The following is a 15,697-nucleotide window of genomic DNA, read 5'->3' as shown; positions in this document are numbered from 1 at the left end:
ACGACTCACAATGGCAGGAGTGATGCCCCTATCCTTGCCCTGCCTAAGCCCTTGTTACAATCGGTTAGCAAACCACCCGGTTGAGCGCTTGCACTGCCGCCCGCTCGCAGGCAGTAGGCGGTCAAACCCCAGGAGTTCCGACATGGCAAATACCCTCGAAATCGATCAGGCGAGCGTCGTCGACAACGACATCCAGAAGCAGATCGAATTTTCCGGCGAGTTCGACGGCGACGAATATGAGTTCGCGGTCAAGTACGCGGTTTTGAAGGAACTGAGCGGCGACGAACCCGAGGACGACGGCATCGAGTTGTTCAACCGCTTCAACGACGACATCGTCGACGCGTGCCTCGCGGCCATCGAGCGCAAGCCGAATGCATCGACGATCATCGTCGACGAAGACGACCTCGAATAATCAGCACTTTAGCGGCGATCGGCGCCGTCTCGAACGCGCCGATCGCTTCTTTCAAGCGTACTCAGTCTCCCGTCACGAACCGGCGGATACAGGTCGAGTAGCGACTGCCGACAAGCAGCGTCACGCCGAACAGCATCGATGCACCCCATATCGCCGCGACGGCGATGATGATGATCTTTTCCATGGTCGGACTCCGGACTGGTTTCGCTGCGGGGCGCTTACGCCGCACACCCCGGATACTCCCTGAACGCGCTAGCAATCGGAGGTTCAGGGTAACCCCAGCCGATCGACCAAGCCGGGACGACGCAAAAGATAGATGTCCATGATCCAGCCATGGCGCATGCGAAGACTGGCTCGAGCCTGGACTATCTCACCGGCCACGTCGTCCAAGGGACCGGCGATCAACGTCTGCTGCTCCATGCCGAGATAGGCACCCCACCAGATACCGATGCCGCGCGGATCGAGTGTCTGGAACGCGCAATCGCCGTCGAGCATGACCGCGATCGTATCGACGCCCGTGGGCCACCCCCCTGCCCTCAACCGCCGCCCCGTCGTGATGAGCACAGGTGCACCGACCGTATTCAACGGTAGGGCATGAGCGGCCGTCAGCGCCTGCAGACTGGTGATGCCGGGTTCGACCGTCACGGTCATCGCCAGACCGTCCGCGCGTAGCCGATCGGCGATCCTGAGCGTGCTGTCGTACAGCGATGGATCACCCCAAACGAGCAACGCCAAGCCGCCGCCGTTCGGCAAATGGCGCGCGATTTCGTCCCGCCAGGCGACCGCGATCGCATCATGCCATTGCTCGACCGCGCTTAGGTACGGCGCAGCCGCGTCGCGCTCTGGCAGGTCGAATTCGACGACGCGGGTGGCGCCGGTCAGCACGTCTGCGCAGATGGTGCGGCGCAGGTCGATCAGGTCCGACTTCGCGTCGCCCTTGCGTGGCAGGAGGATGAGGTCGGCGGCGTTCATCGCCGCGATCGCAGCACGCGTGAGGTGATCGGGGTTGCCGGTGCCGATGCCGATCAGGTGGAGGTCGATCATTTGCTGTCGGTTTCTGGGTCCATCAGCGGCCCGTAAAGGATCAGCGCGGGTTTGCCGGAGAAGCCCGCCTCTAAATGCGCGGCGAGGTCTGCGATCGTCGAGCGGGTCAGGGACTGGTCGGGGTGGCCGACATTCTCGGCGATCAGCGCAGGGGTGTTTGGGGAAAGCCCGTGCTCGATCAGTGACTTCGCGAGCGCGGGGAAGGTGCGCTTGGGCATGAACACGACGGTGGTCGCTTCGGGATCGGCGAGTGCGGCCATGTTGCGCTGTTCGGGCAGGTCGCCGGTGACGTCGTGGCCGGTAACGAACTGGACGCGACGCGCGTTGAGCCGGCGCGTGAGCGGGATCTGCGCGGCAGCGGCGGCGGCGCTCGCCGCGCTGATGCCGGGGATGATCTCGAAGGCTATGCCTGCTGCCCTGAGCGCGACGATCTCCTCCTCGAGGCGGCCGAACATGCCTGCGTCGCCGGACTTGAGGCGGACGACGCGGATGCCGGTCTGGGCGTATTCGACCAACAATTGCGAGACATGCGCCTGAGTTGGCGAGGGGCGACCGGCGCGCTTGCCGACCGCGACGAGATCGGCGCCGGGGCGAGCGTGACCTAGCACCGCCGACGACAAATCGTCGAACAGCACTGCGTCGGCCGCCTGCAATCGCGACACCGCCTTCAGCGTCATCAATTCGGGGTCACCGGGCCCGGAGCCAACGAACGAGACGAAGCCGGTCATGGAGTGGCGGCGATCATGTGGAAGAAACTACCCGAGACGTTGCCGCGATACGAGCCGGTTTCGGGGACGGCGTTGCCCTCGGCGTCGGTGACGTGCGCGAGCGGAGCGTCGGGCTGATCGAGAATCGTGGAGTAGTGGAATTCGTGGCCAGTGAGCGCTGCGCCGGCCGCGACGCCTCCCATCGGCGAGAGCAACGTCGCGCGACGATAGCCGAGGTGCATCTTCCGCTGGGCGTAGCTGGTGACGAGACCGAGCAGGCCTGCCATCCGGTGGCGAATGCCGTCCGCGTCGATCAGAGCCTCGCCCAGCGCCATGTAGCCGCCGCACTCGCCGTGAACCGGGCGGGTCTTGGCGAACTCGGTCAGGCTTGCGTGGAACCGGCGTGCGTCGGCGAGCTTGCCCGCGTGGAGTTCGGGATAGCCGCCGGGGAGCCAGACCAGATCGGCATCCGCGGCGGGGGACTCGTCGGCGAGCGGGGAGAAGGGCAGGATTTCGGCCCCGGCGCGCCGCCAGCCTTCGAGGACGTGCGCGTAGGTGAACGAGAAGGCTGCGTCATGAGCGAGGGCGATGCGCTGAGCCGGGGGGCGTATCCAGCTTGGCACGCTTGTCGGCCCAGTGCTGGCGGTCGCGGCGCCGCGGAGCGCGGGAATGTCGACATGCGCGCGGAGAAAGCTCGCATATTCGGCGATCCGCGCGTCGAGATCGGGATGTTCGACTGCCTGCACCAGCCCGAGATGGCGTTCGGGCAGCTTCAAGTCGCCGCGCCGCAGGAGCGCACCGAACACGCGAATGCCGACCGCGTCCATGCCGTTGCGCGCGAGGCGTTCGTGGCGGGGGCTGGCGACACGGTTCAAGATAACGCCGGCGATGTGCACGCTAGGGTCGTAGCGGCTGAAGCCGAGTGCGGTGGCGGCGGCAGACTGTGCCTGACCCGAGACGTCGATCACGAGGACGACAGGCCAGCCCATCCGGCGGGCAATGTCGGCGCTGGCACCGTTGCCGGTCGCGCCCGGCTTCGCGACGCCATCGAACAGGCCCATCGAGCCCTCCGCCAGCGCGAAGTCCGCGTCGTCGGCCTTGGTGGCGAGGGTGTCGAGCATCGTCGAGGGCATCGACCAGCTGTCGAGGTTGAAGGAAGCGCGGCCGCTGGCGGCGCGGTGGAAGGCGGGGTCTATATAGTCGGGGCCGCTCTTGAACGGCTGGACCGCGAGGCCGTCGTCGCGGAGCGCACGGAGGAGGCCGAGCATGACGGTGGTCTTGCCGGTGCCCGACGCGGGCGCGGCGATCAGCAGGCCGGGGGTCATGCCTCGCGCCCTGCGAACTTCGAGTCCGCCGATTGGGAGCGGAAGCGGCGGTCATAGCCTTGCGCGTAGAGGCTGCTTTCGGCGAAATCCTGCGCGGCGAGGGCTTGGCCGACGAGGATCAGGGCGGTGCGGTCGGGTTTGCCCGCCACGGCGTCGGCGATCGTCGCGAGCGTGGCGCGTGCGATCTGCTGGTCGGGCCAACTCGCGCGCCAGACGATCGCGACGGGGCATTCCGAGCCGTAGGACGGCGTTAGGTCCGCGATCACCTGTGCGAGGTTGTGGACCGAGAGATGGATCGCGAGCGTCGCACCGGTTGCGGCGAAGGCTGCCAAGGTCTCGGCCGGCGGCATCGTGCTAGCGCGCCCGGGCGTTCGAGTCAGCACTACCGACTGCGCAAGTTCGGGCAGCGTCAGTTCGACCTCCAGCGCGGCGGCGGCGGCGGCGAAGGCTGGTACGCCGGGGGTGATCGTGAACGTGATGTTGAGCGCGCGGAGGCGGCGGAGTTGCTCGCCCATCGCCGACCAGATCGACAGGTCGCCGGAGTGGAGCCGGGCGACGTCCTGGCCTGCGTCGTGCGCGGTCTGGATCTCGGCGATGATCTCGTCGAGCGACAAGGGCGCGGTATTGACGATGCGGGCGCCGGGCGGACAATGATCGAGCATCGCCGCAGGAATCAGCGAGCCCGCATAGAGACATACGGGCGATCCGGCGATCCGGTCGCGCCCGCGGAGCGTAAGGAGGTCGGGCGCGCCTGGGCCTGCGCCGATGAAGTGGACGGTCATGCGGCTCCTTCTGCGATGGCGCACATCGCCATGCGATCCTGGGAAATGTGGCGCGGTGTCAGCAACCGCGCGCCGGGTCCTGCCGCAGCGAGTGCGCAAGCTTCGGCGACGCTGCCAGTCTGGCGTATCTTCAGGCTAAAAGCCGACTTCGTGGCCGTTTGTGCAGCGCGTAGCGCATCTGGGTCGATAGCGATCAGGAGCAGATCCAGCGCTTCGGCAAGCCGTTCGACCAGCGGAGCCTTGTCGCGGGGGGTGGCAAGCCGCGTGATCTGCGGCTGGCCCTGCCGCGCGCTGGCGAGCGCATCTTGAAGCGATGCCAACGTAGCCTCCGCGCGGAACCCGAAGCCAGCGACGATCACAGCGTGACGCTCCATTGGACGACCGGATAGCTCGCGCGCCAGCCGCGTCGTGTGCCGAGCGGGGAGGCTTCCGACAGATCGAGGCGCAGCAGCGTGCCGCCCTTCAGTCCGTGCCACCGCGCCAATAACGCCTCGGATTCAAGCGTCACTGCGTTGGCGACCAGGCGTGCGCCAGCTGGCAGCCTCGCCCATAATGTTTCGAGCACGGCTTCGGAGATCCCACCGCCGACGAAGACCGCATCTGGAGCGGCGTGACCTTCGAGTGCCTCCGGTGCACGGCCCCGGATCACACGAAGTCGATCAACGCCCAAGGCTGCGGCGTTGCTCTCGGCTCGGCTGGCGCGGATGGGGTCGGCTTCGAAGGCGGTGGCATGCGTCGATGGATGAGCGAGCAACCATTCGATGCCGATCGAGCCAGACCCCGCGCCAATGTCCCACAGCGTCTCGCCGGGCTTCGGTGCGAGCGCGGACAGCGTCAGCGCGCGAACCGGGCGTTTGGTAAGCTGGCCGTCATGATCGAACCATGTGTCCGGCAGGCCGGATGTGCGAGGCACAACCTTGCCCTGCCCCGCGAAGACGATCCCGACCGCAACGGGATGTACGATGTCTTCATCCCCGAGGTCGGCTGCTGCAATGTCGCGAACACGCTCACGGGGGCCGCCGAGTGCTTCGAGGATGTGCAGGCGCGATTTTCCGAAGCCGAGGTCGGAGAGATACCCTGCCAATCCGGCAACCGCTGCGCCGTCACGGACCAGCACGATCGCGCGACGATCCGGCACGATGTGCTGGCGGAGGCGGGCAAAAGGTGCAGCGTGGAGACCCAGGCAACTGGTCTCCTCGATAGGCCAGCCAAGGCGCGAGGCGGCGAGACCGAATGTCGAGGGCGCGGGGTGCGCTACCCATTCGCCGGGATCGAGGTGGCGTGTGATCGACGTACCGGCGCCGAACCAGAACGGATCGCCGGAGACGAGCATCGTGACGCGCTTGCCACGGTGCGCGAGCAGCCGAGTGACACCATCGCCGAACGGGACTGGCCAGGGTTCGACCGCGCTCTTAAGGTCCGGGAGCAACGCTAGGTGGCGGGTGGCGCCGGTCACGAGCTCGGCTTGCGCCAATGCGGCCTTCGCCGACGCGGACAGGCCATTCAAACCGTCTTCGCCTATACCGATGATCGTCAGCCAGGGAGTGTCAGCCATGTCGAACATCCTGGTGCTGGGCGGCACGACCGAGGCCAGCGCGCTTGCCGCGGCGCTGGCTGCGCGGGGCAACGATGCGGTGCTGAGCTATGCCGGACGCGTCGCCGAACCGAAAGCGCAACCGATCCCGGTGCGCATCGGCGGTTTTGGCGGCGTCGAGGGGCTTGTCCGCTATCTGAGCGAACATCGCGTGACGCATCTGATCGACGCGACACACCCGTTCGCGGCCCGGATGAGCGCGAACGCAGTCGTCGCGGCGGAGCGCGCCGGTGTCGCGCATATTGCACTGTCGCGGCCGGCTTGGTTGCCGGTTGCTGGCGATCGGTGGACGCGCGTGGCCGATATCGACGCTGCGGTTGCGACGCTGAACGGGCCGCAACGGCGCGTGATGCTGGCGCTGGGGCGGATGCACGTCGACGCGTTCGCGGAGCAGCCGCAGCACGACTATCTGCTGCGGTTCGTCGATGTGCCCGACCAGCCGCTGGGGTTGCCGCGTCATCATCTCGTGGTCGATCGCGGACCGTTCGATGTCGAGAGCGATCGGCGGTTGATGGAGGCGTATGGCATCGAAGTCGTGGTCTGCAAGAACGCTGGCGGCACGGGGGCGTCGGCCAAACTGCATGCGGCGCGCGCGCTTGGGCTCCCGGTAATCATGATCGATCGGCCTGCCCTGCCCGCTCGACGCGAGGTGCATGCGGTGGCGGATGTGATGCGCTGGCTCGATCATGACGCCGACCGGGGGGTGTAGAGGATCGGTCCCGCCGGGCGATCGATAACGCGCGTAAGGCTGGAGCCGATGATGATCATCGTCCGCATGTCCGCCATGTCCGCGCGAGCTTCGGTCAGGGGCACGATGCGGAGCGTTTCCTCGGGCGTGGAGACCGCGCGGGCGAACAGGACGGGGCGGTCGTCGGCGCAGGTTTCGCGGAGGAGTTCGAAGATGCGGATCAGGCCGTCGGGGCGCGCCTTCGATCGCGGATTGTAGAAGGCTATCGCGAAGTCGGCTTCGGCGGCGAGGCGCACGCGGCGTTCGATCACGCCCCACGGTTTTAGGTTATCCGAGAGATTGATCGCGCAGAAGTCGTGCCCGAGCGGTGCGCCCGCCCGCGCGCTTGCGGCGAGCATCGCGGTGATGCCGGGAAGCACGCGGATATCGATGTCGCGCCAGTCTGGCGGACCGGTTTCGAGGGCTTCGAACACCGCCGCCGCCATTGCGAACACGCCGGGGTCGCCCGACGAGACGACCACGACGCGGTGGCCTCGGGCCGTGAGTTGGAGCGCGTGCGTGGCGCGATCGAGTTCGACGCGGTTGTCGGTGGGATGGAGCGTCAGGCCTTCGCGGGGGGCGACGCGTGCGACATAGGGAATGTAGCCGATGACGTCGGTCGCTTCGGCGAGCGTCACGGTGACTTCGGGCGTCACGAGCGCTTCGTCGCCGGGGCCGAGGCCGGCGATGGCGAGCCAGCCAGTCATGGCCGCCGCCCCCGCCCGTGGATCAGCAGGATCGAGAAATACGGCGTGATCGCCTCCGCATCGCACAGCCGCGTCACGCGCTGGTCGGCCATCGCTGCGTATTCCACTAGCCATGCCTCGGCCTCGCGCCCCGCAGCGGCGACGGCACGGCGGAGCTTGGCGAGGTGGCGGCCGATCTTCATGACCACCAGCGCGTCGGTGTCGCGGATGCGGCGGACAAGATCGTCTTCGGGCAGCGTGCCCATCAGGACCGTCAGGACGTCGTCGCCCCAGGTGATCGGCGCGCCGCTGGCCGTCCATGCGCCGGACATGCCCGTGATGCCGGGAACGACTTTCACCGGCGCGATCGTCTGGAGGCGGGTGTAGAGGTGCATGAACGAACCGTAGAAGAACGGGTCGCCTTCGCAGAGGACCACGACGTCCTCGCCTGCGTTTGCAAGCGTTGCGAGGCGGTCGATGCAGGTGGCGTAGAAGGCGGACAGGCAGTCGTTGTAGCGGGGATCCGAGACAGGGATCTCGGTGGTGACGGGGTATTCCATCGGGAATTCGATCACGTCGTCGCGGAGCATGCCGTCGACGATCTTTCGCGCCTGGCCGGGGCGACCGGCCTTGCGGAAATAGGCGATGTGGCGCGCACCGCGGACGAGGCGGTCCGAACGGACGCTCATCAGGTCCTGCGCGCCGGGGCCCAAGCCTACGCCGTGGATCGTGCCCCCAGTTCTTACGGGTGTCATTCCGTGCCGCTCGCAAGCGCGTTGATCGCGGCGACGGTGATCGCGCTGCCGCCCATCCGGCCTTCCACGACGACGCAAGGCACGGGCTGGTCGGTCCACAGCGCCGCCTTGGATTCGACCGCGCCGACGAAGCCGACCGGGCAGCCGATGATCGCCGCGGGACGCGGGCAATCGGGGTCTTCGAGCATGTTGAGCAGGTGGAACAACGCGGTCGGCGCGTTGCCGATCGCGACGACGGCGCCGGCGAGATGCGGGCGCCAGAGTTCGAGTGCGGCGGCGGATCGGGTGTTGCCCATCGTCCGCGCGAGCTCGGTCGTTTCGGGGGCGTGGAGCGTGCAGACGATGCGGTTGTCGGCGGGCAGGCGTGCCCGCGTGATGCCTTCGGTCACCATGCGGGCGTCGCAGAGGATCGGGGCGCCGGCTTGCAATGCGCGGCGGGCTTCGATGGCGAAATTGGGCGAGAAGCGGAGGTGTTGGGCGAGGCCGACCAGCCCGGCGGCGTGGATCATGCGGACCGCTACTGGCTCTTCCTCGGGCGAGAACCGGGCGAGGTCCGCCTCGGCGCGGATCATCGCGAAGGACTGGCGGTAGATCGCCGCGCCGTCGGTTTCATAGGCGTACGGCATTCAGGCGGCTCCGAACTGGGCGAGGATCTGCGCGACGTCGAGGCTTGCGCGGGAGGGTGGCGCGCCGGCACGCGCGTTGAACGCGAGGTCGTAGCGGCCTTCGCGGCCGGTGAGCGTGACGTCGGCGGGGGCGGCGCGGGCGCACCCCTTGGCACAGCCGGAGACGTGGAGGCGTCCGGCGATGTGCGGCGCTAGGCGTCGGGCGAGCGCGCGCGTTTCGACGGTACTCTGCGGACAGGCTGGCGCGCCGACGCAGGCGTCCGCGTGAAGCGTTGGCGAGGCGGGATCGGTGATGAAGTCGACCGGGTCGGGCTCAATGAGAAGCACCGCGTCGGCTTCGCAGATCGCGATATGCCAAGGGGTAATGCGGATCGCTTGAATTGCTCGCTCGGTATCGACGTAGTGTGCCAGCGCGCGCGCTGTGATCCGACCGAATGGGAGGCCTAGCGCGAGTCCTAGGGAATGTTGTCCGACGCCAAGTGGTGGCGCGCTTGCGGCAGGAGGGGTTGTCGCGGCTGCCCAATTCGGGAGAGGCGCGCCGTGGCGTACCATGCGGCCACTGGCGGTGCCGCCGCTGTCGACGAACCAGTGCGCGAGTGCGATCAACCGGTCGACTTCGGTGCCGGGCAATACTGGCGTGCCAAGGGTCCGGCCGTCGGCGCGCATGATAAGCGTTCCCGATGCAGCGCGCTCGATGCGGAAGTCGGCGGGGGCGTCCTGTAACACCGGCGTCTCACCCGCGTCGATCGCAAAGCCTATTTTGCCGGGGAGTTCGGGCAAGTCCGCGAGACCTGCGCGTAAAAGCTCGGCGATGCGGTGGGTGTCGTCGCCTGTCTGCCATTCCGGCGCGACGAGGATGTTCGCGCGCGCTTCCCGGATCGGATCGGGATCGATCAGGTCGAGGTCGAGCAGCGTGTCGATCAATGTACGCCAGCTTTCCTCGCGGACGCCGCGGATCTGGAGGTTCGCGCGGCGGGTCCAGTCGATCAGGCCGTTACCGTGCGCCGTCGCCGCCTCGCACAGGCCGAGCGTTTGCTCCCGTATCAGGCGACCGAGCGGTGGGCGGACGCGGACCAGCAGACCGTCGCCGGCCAGCATCGGGCGCCATGCATCAGGGCACCAGCCTTTCACGACAAATGCGCTCATGCCGGCAGGTCCAGCGCTGCGAGGATCGAGTTGCGACGGGTCGGCCAGAGGTCGGCGGCGTGGAGCGCGGCGAAACGCGCCTGCATAGCCGCGAGCGCGCCGGGATTGGCTTCTGCAAGGAAGGCGTGGACGTCGTCGCGGCCCAGCGTCGCGTCGTAATAGAGGTCGATCAGTTCGGGACGGACTGCGCTGGCGAGGTGCGCGAAGGCGCCGAGGTGATCGAGCGTTGCGGCGATCTCCGCGCCACCGCGGAAGCCGTGGCGCATCATGCCGTCGACCCAGGCCGGATGTGCTGCGCGGGCGTGGACGACGCGGGCGATCTCCTCGTTGAGGGGGCGGGCCTTGGCGTGGTTCGGATCGCGTGCGTCGAGATGGTAGAGCGTGGCGCTGCCCCCCGCGACCGACTGCGCGGCGGCGAAGCCGGCTTCGTGTGCGGCGTAATCCGCGGCGAGCAGGAGGTCGGTTTCGGGCAGGTCCTGGACGTGGACGAAGGCATTGGCGGCGGCGATGCGGTCGCGGATGCCGGCAGGGTCGAACGTGTCCTGGCCCCCTTCCCCAGCGGCGTCGAGCGCATGGCTGGACGCGGACAGCCACGCTTGGCCGGCCGTCAGGCGCGCTTCGCCTGTGTAGGTCTCGGCCGCGTCGCCCATGCTCAGGCCGTAACGGCCGGGTTCGGGGCCGTAGACGCGCGCGGTGGCTGGCTTGCCAACGAACGGGTTCCAGTCGGCCGGCTCGTCGCGCGCGCCTAGGGCTCGAACAGTCTGGCCGAACATCGTGCAGAGCGTCGGGAACGCGTCACGGAACAGGCCGGATACGCGCAGGGTGACGTCGATGCGGGGGCGATCGAAGTTGGCGAGCGGGAGGATCTCGACGCCCGTCACGCGGTCGGATTGCATGTCCCATACCGGTTCCGCGCCGAGCAGGTGGAGTGCCATCGCGAACTCTTCGCCGGCCGTTCGCATCGTCGCCGAGGCCCAGAGGTCGACGACGAGGTTGCGGGGGTAGTCGCCGTGGTCCTGGAGGTGACGGCGGACGAGTTCATCGGCAAGTTTGACGCCCTGGGTATGCGCGGCGCGCGACGGGACCGCGCGGGGATCGGTTGTATAGAGGTTGCGGCCGGTCGGGAGGACGTCGGCGCGGCCTCGCCACGGGGAGCCGGAGGGGCCTGATGCAACGCGCTTGCCTTGGAGCGCGGACAGGAGACCGGCGCGTTCGGCTTCGCCTTGCTCACCGCGGCCGTAGATGTGGAGGCCGTCGCCATATTGGCTCTCCTTCACGTCGCAGACGAAGGTGTCGATGCGGGTGATCGCGTCGGCTGGGGATTGCGCATCGTCGAGGCCCAGCGTGGCGGCGAGGCCGGTGGCGGTGGCTTCGTCGCGGATGTCGCGTTGCAGGCGGTCTCGACGGGCTGGGTCGAGGCCGTCGGCGTTGGAGAATTCGTCGAGCAGGGCTTCTAGGCGACCGAGACCTGCGCCGGTGCGGGTGCGTTCGAGCGGCGGGGGGACGTGGCCGAGCGTGACCGCGCCGATGCGACGTTTGGCTTGGGCCGCTTCGCCGGGATCGTTGACGATGAACGGGTAGATGACGGGCATCGCGCCGGTGAGCGCTGCCGGCCAGCAATCGTCCGACAGTGCGACCGACTTGCCGGGCAGCCATTCGAGCGTGCCGTGCGCGCCGACATGGACCAGCGCGTCGGTGCCGCGCGCGCGGAGCCAGAGGTAGAAGGCGACATAGGCGTGGCAGGGGCAGCGGGAGAGGTCGTGATACTCCTCCGCGCGTTGCTTGGTGCGGCCGCGTTCGGGTTGGAGCGCGACGAGCGCCCCGCCCCGGTCGATCGCTGTGAAGGCGAAGTCTTCGGTGGGTTCGCCCCAGGTTTCCTGAAGGTCCTTGCGTAGGGATTCGGGGAGATGCGCGAGGGCTTTGCGGTACTGGGCAAGCGGCCAGTGAATGCGTGATGTAGCGAGGTCAGTTGGGTCGGGGGTGATCGCGTAGCCCGCGTCCGTGAGGTCGGCGACGATCGCTTGCGTGGAGGCTAGCGCGTCGAGACCGACGGCGTGTGCCATCTGGTACGCCTTGCCGGGGTAGGTCGAGAGGATGATCGCGAGGCGGTGGTCGGCGACGGGCTTGCTGGCAAGCCTGGTCCAGGCTTCGATCCGCGCGGCGATGGCGGTGATGCGGGCTGGGTCGGCGCGGTGTTCGCGGCGGGTGTATTCGAGGTCGCCATCTCGGGCGGCGGATTCCTTGAAGCTGGCGACGCCGGCGAAGAGGCGGCCGTCCACTTCGGGTAGCACGACGTGCATGGCGAGGTCGGCGGGCGACAGGCCGCGGGTGGCGCTGGCCCAGGCGGCGCGGTCGGAGGTGGCTAGCGCGATCTGGAAGACCGGAACGTTGGCACCGTCGAGCGGCGTGGTCTCGGTGGCGCCTCGTGCGGAGAAGGCGGTGGCGTTGACGATCGCGGCAGGCCTTAATGCATTGGCCCAGCGGCTCAGCCAGCGGGCTGCGTCGGGGGCTTTGAGCGAGGGTGCAAAGAGGCCGATCACGTCGAAGCCTCGCGCGGTTAGCTCGGCGTGAAGCGCTTCGATCGGGTGGAGGTCCGCGGCGGTCAGGTATGAGCGGTAGAAGACGATCAGGATGCGGGGACGTGTCGCGTTCAGGGCGAACGCGGCCGGGCAGGTCACGCCGTCATGCGGCTGCCAGCCTCCGACGTCTGCGATCGCGCGGACGCCGGCGACCGGGCCGGCGTAGATGCCGGCCGCGAGCGCGAACTGCGCCAGTGCCGCTTGCGCCGCGACGGCGCCGCCGGTGTCGCAGAGATGGGCCAGGCGGCGTAGCGTCGAGAGCGGGATCGTCGAGGCGGCGTCGAGGCGTGTGTCGATGCGGCCGTCTGCGGCGAGGACGGCTAGCGCGATGCCCCTCTCCCGCGCGAGGTTTTCGACCTGCTGCAGGCCATAGCTCCAGTACGAACGCCCGCCGATCAGCCGGATCAGGATGCCCTTCGCACCCGCCAACGTCTGTTCGACGTAGGTGTCGATCGAAAGCGGGTGCTGGAGCGCGGTCAGGTTGGCGAGGCGCGCCGACGGCAGCCGACTTCCGGCGGCGTCCGCACGTCTCCAGCCCGCGGCGAACGCACCGAGGTCGCCGTCGGAGAACGAGAGGACGACGAGGTCCGCGGGGGATTGGGCGAGGTCCTGCGGGACCGCGCTTTCCTCCAGCCCGTGGGTCTCGCGGAAGACGACGTGCATCGTGGGCCTCAGCCGTCCAGCGCGGCCTTGATGCGGGCCTCGTCGATCCGGTCGTGCTCGGCGATGACCACGAGTTGCGTGCGGCGCGGTTCGTCGGCACGCCAAGGGCGGTCGTACTGCGTACGGACGCGCGCGCCGACCGCCTGGACGAGCAGGCGCATCGGCTTGCCGGTGACGGCGGCGTAGCCCTTCACGCGGAGGATGTCGGCGCTGCGGGCGAGCGCTTCGATCTTCGCGGTGAGGTCGGCGGGGTCGGCGATCTCGCCAAGCTCGACGACGACGCTGTCGAAATCGTCATGCTCGTGATCGTCCTCGCCGTCGTGATGCGACGGGCGGCTGGCGATATCGTCCTCGGCCGCAGCGTTCAGGCCGAGGATCACGCGGGGATCGATAATGCCGTCGGTCAGGTCGATCACCGGGAGCGGCCGTGCGGACTCCGCGGCGATGACGGCGCGTGCCTTGGCGACGCCTTCGGGGCCGGCGAGATCGACCTTGGTCAGGAGCACCAGATCGGCGCAGGCGAGCTGATCCTCGAATACTTCAGATAGCGGCGTCTCGTGATCGACGCTGGGGTCGGCGGCGCGCTGGGCGTCGAGCGCGGCCACGTCGGAGGCGAAGCGGCCCGCGGCAACGGCTTCCGCATCGGCGAGCGCGATGACGCCGTCGACGGTGATGCGCGAGCGGATTGCTGGCCAGTCGAACGCCTTCAGCAGCGGCTTGGGCAGCGCGAGGCCGGAGGTCTCGATCAGGATGTGATCCGGGCGCGGGTCGAGCGCAAGGAGCGACTCCACGGTCGGGATGAAATCGTCCGCCACCGTGCAGCAGATGCAGCCGTTCGCCAGCTCGATCACGTTCTCCGCCGGGCAATCGGGGATCGCACAGCCCTTCAGAATGTCGCCGTCGATGCCGAGCGTGCCGAATTCGTTGACGACGACGGCGAGACGGCGGCCGTTCGCGTTGCGGATCAGGTGGCTGATAAGCGTGGTCTTGCCGGCTCCGAGAAAGCCGGTGACGATGGTAACGGGGACCTTTGAAAGATCGGGCATTGGTATTCTCCTGCGAGCACACGCACGCACGACCATAGGGCCGCACGCGTTCGTCGCTCAGACGGAGTACCGTGCCGCGACCATCCCCTGGATCGTAGCAAGAGCGACCGTTGCGCTGGCAGGTCTCCTGGCTCGCGGGTCGAGGCTCGACGTACGCCTTCCCAGGTTTCCCCAGTGGCTGCCCTTCTCGTGAAGGGCGTGTGCGTCTCGCTCACCGCTTACAGTTGCAGGGACAGCCGCGGCATTGGGAGCAACTCCCGCACCGCATTCCCATTCAAGCCCCGAAGGGCACCGGCGCGATCTGAGGTTCGGTGAAACCGAGCCTTGGGGGTGGGTTAGAGGAATATGGCGGGCGTGCCAATTCGCATATCGGTAGTTTTTGATCCTCCCCAGCCAGGGGAGGTGGCTGGCACTTGTCAGACGGAGGGGGAGGACACGGAACAAACGTGATCGCCGCCCTCCCCCTCCGTCGCTTCGCGCCACCTCCCCCTAGCGGGGGAGGATCGAAATTGGCGGGGGCGCTATCCGTGCACGACTTCGATCTCGTCGAAGCGTTTCCAGCGGTAGATCGCGAAGCTCAGCACCCAGCAGAACACGAACAGGCCGATGATCGCAAAGCCGAGGCCATTGAAGTTCTCGCCGAGCGCCGTTGCGACGTCCCATATGCCGCCGGTGAAGCCGAGCTTCGATCCGAGCAGCGCCAGCGTCTCGATCCCGCCGATCGCGATCGCGACGATCGCGGAGATCAAGGTGATGGTGATGTTGTAGTAGAGCTTGCGGATCGGCTTCACGAACGCCCATTCATAGGCGCCGAGCATGACGACGCCGTCCGCAGTATCGACCAGCGCCATGCCGGTAGCGAACAGCACGGGGAGGACTAGGACGACGCCGATCGAGAGATCATCGGCGGCTTGGCTGGCCGACAGGCCGAGGATCGCGACCTCCGTCGCTGTGTCGAAACCGAGCCCGAACAGGAAGCCGAGCGGCGCCATGTGCCAGCTCCGCGTGACCAGCCGGAACATCGGGCGGAACAGCCGGGCGAGCAAACCGCGGTTGCCGAGGAGGAGGTCGAGGTCCTCCTCGACATAGGTGCCGCCGCCGCGGACATGGCCGAAGGTGCGCCAGACCGACCGGAGTATGATGAGGTTCATCGCGGCGATCGTGAACAGGAACACGGCGGAAATGACGGTCGCGACCACCCCGCCGACCTGCTTGAACGCCTCGAACTGCGACAGCGCGTTCGCGGTCAGTGCGATCGCGACGGCGGCGATGAGCACGATCCCCGAATGGCCGATCGCGAACCAGAAGCCGACCGCGATCGGGCGCTGTCCGTCCTGCATCAGCTTGCGCGTCACGTTGTCGATCGCGGCGATGTGGTCGGCATCGACCGCGTGACGCAGACCGAGCCCCCAGGCCAGCAAGGCTGTGCCCAGCATCAGTGGTTGTGCGTGGAACAGCGAGAACGCCCAGCACCATGCGGCGATGTTGGCCGCGACCAGGCCTGCGAACATCCAGCCGATGCGCTTTCGGGTCGAAACCCGCGTCGGTCTTTCAAGTGTCAAAGTCGTCATGCACAAACCCCGCAGCGTCCGACGAGGACCGGGG

At 67.9% G+C, this 15,697-nt stretch carries 16 protein-coding genes and 1 riboswitch; of the genes, 2 read left to right on the top strand and 14 right to left on the bottom strand.

Features of this window, described 5'->3' with window-relative positions; translation table 11 throughout:
• Positions 1-142: 142 nt before the first annotated feature.
• Complete coding sequence (locus tag C8J25_RS06470) at positions 143-412, top strand: DUF1488 family protein (RefSeq protein WP_056058830.1); 270 nt, start codon at positions 143-145, stop codon at positions 410-412.
• Positions 413-473: 61 nt separating this feature from the next.
• Here the strand turns inward: C8J25_RS06470 and C8J25_RS21275 are convergent, their stop codons facing one another.
• From C8J25_RS21275 to cbiE, 7 genes are all read right to left on the bottom strand, one after another.
• Complete coding sequence (locus tag C8J25_RS21275; protein WP_279628732.1) at positions 474-596, bottom strand: hypothetical protein; 123 nt, start codon at positions 594-596, stop codon at positions 474-476.
• A gap of 83 nt (positions 597-679) precedes the next feature.
• Positions 680-1,456, bottom strand: a complete 777-nt coding sequence (gene cobF / locus C8J25_RS06465; RefSeq protein WP_107953310.1) for a precorrin-6A synthase (deacetylating) — start codon at positions 1,454-1,456, stop codon at positions 680-682.
• Entirely contained in the window at positions 1,453-2,184 is a 732-nt protein-coding gene (gene cobA, locus C8J25_RS06460) for a uroporphyrinogen-III C-methyltransferase (protein WP_107953308.1), read from the bottom strand. The genes cobF and cobA overlap by 4 nt, the downstream gene beginning before the upstream one ends.
• Entirely contained in the window at positions 2,181-3,488 is a 1,308-nt protein-coding gene (locus C8J25_RS06455) for a cobyrinic acid a,c-diamide synthase CobB (RefSeq protein ID WP_107953305.1), read from the bottom strand. Before C8J25_RS06455 ends, cobA begins: the two co-directional genes overlap by 4 nt.
• Positions 3,485-4,270 carry a precorrin-4 C(11)-methyltransferase gene (cobM, locus tag C8J25_RS06450; RefSeq protein ID WP_107953303.1) on the bottom strand — a complete coding sequence of 262 codons (786 nt, stop codon included), beginning with the start codon at positions 4,268-4,270 and terminating at the stop codon, positions 3,485-3,487. Before cobM ends, C8J25_RS06455 begins: the two co-directional genes overlap by 4 nt.
• Positions 4,267-4,644 carry a cobalamin biosynthesis protein gene (locus C8J25_RS06445; RefSeq protein ID WP_244186833.1) on the bottom strand — a complete coding sequence of 126 codons (378 nt, stop codon included), beginning with the start codon at positions 4,642-4,644 and terminating at the stop codon, positions 4,267-4,269. The genes cobM and C8J25_RS06445 overlap by 4 nt, the downstream gene beginning before the upstream one ends.
• Positions 4,626-5,825, bottom strand: coding sequence for a precorrin-6y C5,15-methyltransferase (decarboxylating) subunit CbiE (cbiE, locus tag C8J25_RS06440; protein ID WP_425275453.1), 1,200 nt, complete (start codon positions 5,823-5,825; stop codon positions 4,626-4,628). The genes C8J25_RS06445 and cbiE overlap by 19 nt, the downstream gene beginning before the upstream one ends.
• Here cbiE and C8J25_RS06435 point away from each other — a divergent pair.
• Positions 5,824-6,573: a cobalt-precorrin-6A reductase gene (locus C8J25_RS06435; protein ID WP_107953297.1), complete on the top strand. Its 750-nt coding sequence runs from the start codon at positions 5,824-5,826 to the stop codon at positions 6,571-6,573. The two genes, cbiE and C8J25_RS06435, sit on opposite strands and share 2 nt — an antisense overlap.
• On the opposite strand, the gene cobJ is transcribed toward C8J25_RS06435, so the two are convergent.
• The 7 genes from cobJ to C8J25_RS06400 form a co-directional block, all read right to left on the bottom strand.
• Positions 6,549-7,298 (bottom strand): precorrin-3B C(17)-methyltransferase, encoded by a 750-nt coding sequence (gene cobJ / locus C8J25_RS06430; protein WP_107953294.1) that lies wholly within the window; start codon positions 7,296-7,298, stop codon positions 6,549-6,551. The two genes, C8J25_RS06435 and cobJ, sit on opposite strands and share 25 nt — an antisense overlap.
• Positions 7,295-8,032, bottom strand: coding sequence for a precorrin-2 C(20)-methyltransferase (cobI, locus tag C8J25_RS06425; RefSeq protein WP_107953292.1), 738 nt, complete (start codon positions 8,030-8,032; stop codon positions 7,295-7,297). Before cobI ends, cobJ begins: the two co-directional genes overlap by 4 nt.
• Positions 8,029-8,658, bottom strand: coding sequence for a precorrin-8X methylmutase (locus C8J25_RS06420; protein ID WP_107953290.1), 630 nt, complete (start codon positions 8,656-8,658; stop codon positions 8,029-8,031). Before C8J25_RS06420 ends, cobI begins: the two co-directional genes overlap by 4 nt.
• Complete coding sequence (locus tag C8J25_RS06415) at positions 8,659-9,804, bottom strand: cobalamin biosynthesis protein CobG (RefSeq protein WP_107953288.1); 1,146 nt, start codon at positions 9,802-9,804, stop codon at positions 8,659-8,661. It lies immediately after the preceding gene.
• Positions 9,801-13,046 (bottom strand): cobaltochelatase subunit CobN, encoded by a 3,246-nt coding sequence (gene cobN / locus C8J25_RS06410; RefSeq protein WP_107953286.1) that lies wholly within the window; start codon positions 13,044-13,046, stop codon positions 9,801-9,803. Before cobN ends, C8J25_RS06415 begins: the two co-directional genes overlap by 4 nt.
• 8 nt (positions 13,047-13,054) lie before the next feature.
• Positions 13,055-14,092, bottom strand: coding sequence for a cobalamin biosynthesis protein CobW (cobW, locus tag C8J25_RS06405; RefSeq protein WP_107953284.1), 1,038 nt, complete (start codon positions 14,090-14,092; stop codon positions 13,055-13,057).
• 100 nt (positions 14,093-14,192) lie between these two features.
• A riboswitch (cobalamin riboswitch) is annotated at positions 14,193-14,403 on the bottom strand.
• Positions 14,404-14,613: 210 nt separating this feature from the next.
• On the bottom strand, positions 14,614-15,663 hold the full coding sequence (locus C8J25_RS06400) for a HoxN/HupN/NixA family nickel/cobalt transporter (RefSeq protein ID WP_425275452.1): 1,050 nt from the start codon (positions 15,661-15,663) through the stop codon (positions 14,614-14,616).
• Positions 15,664-15,697 lie beyond the last annotated feature (34 nt).

Origin of the sequence: Sphingomonas faeni (genome assembly GCF_003053745.1) — a bacterium.
Taxonomy (GTDB): domain Bacteria; phylum Pseudomonadota; class Alphaproteobacteria; order Sphingomonadales; family Sphingomonadaceae; genus Sphingomonas; species Sphingomonas faeni.
The sequence above is the reverse complement of the archived record's forward strand: the minus strand, read 5'-3'. Positions and strand labels throughout refer to the sequence as shown.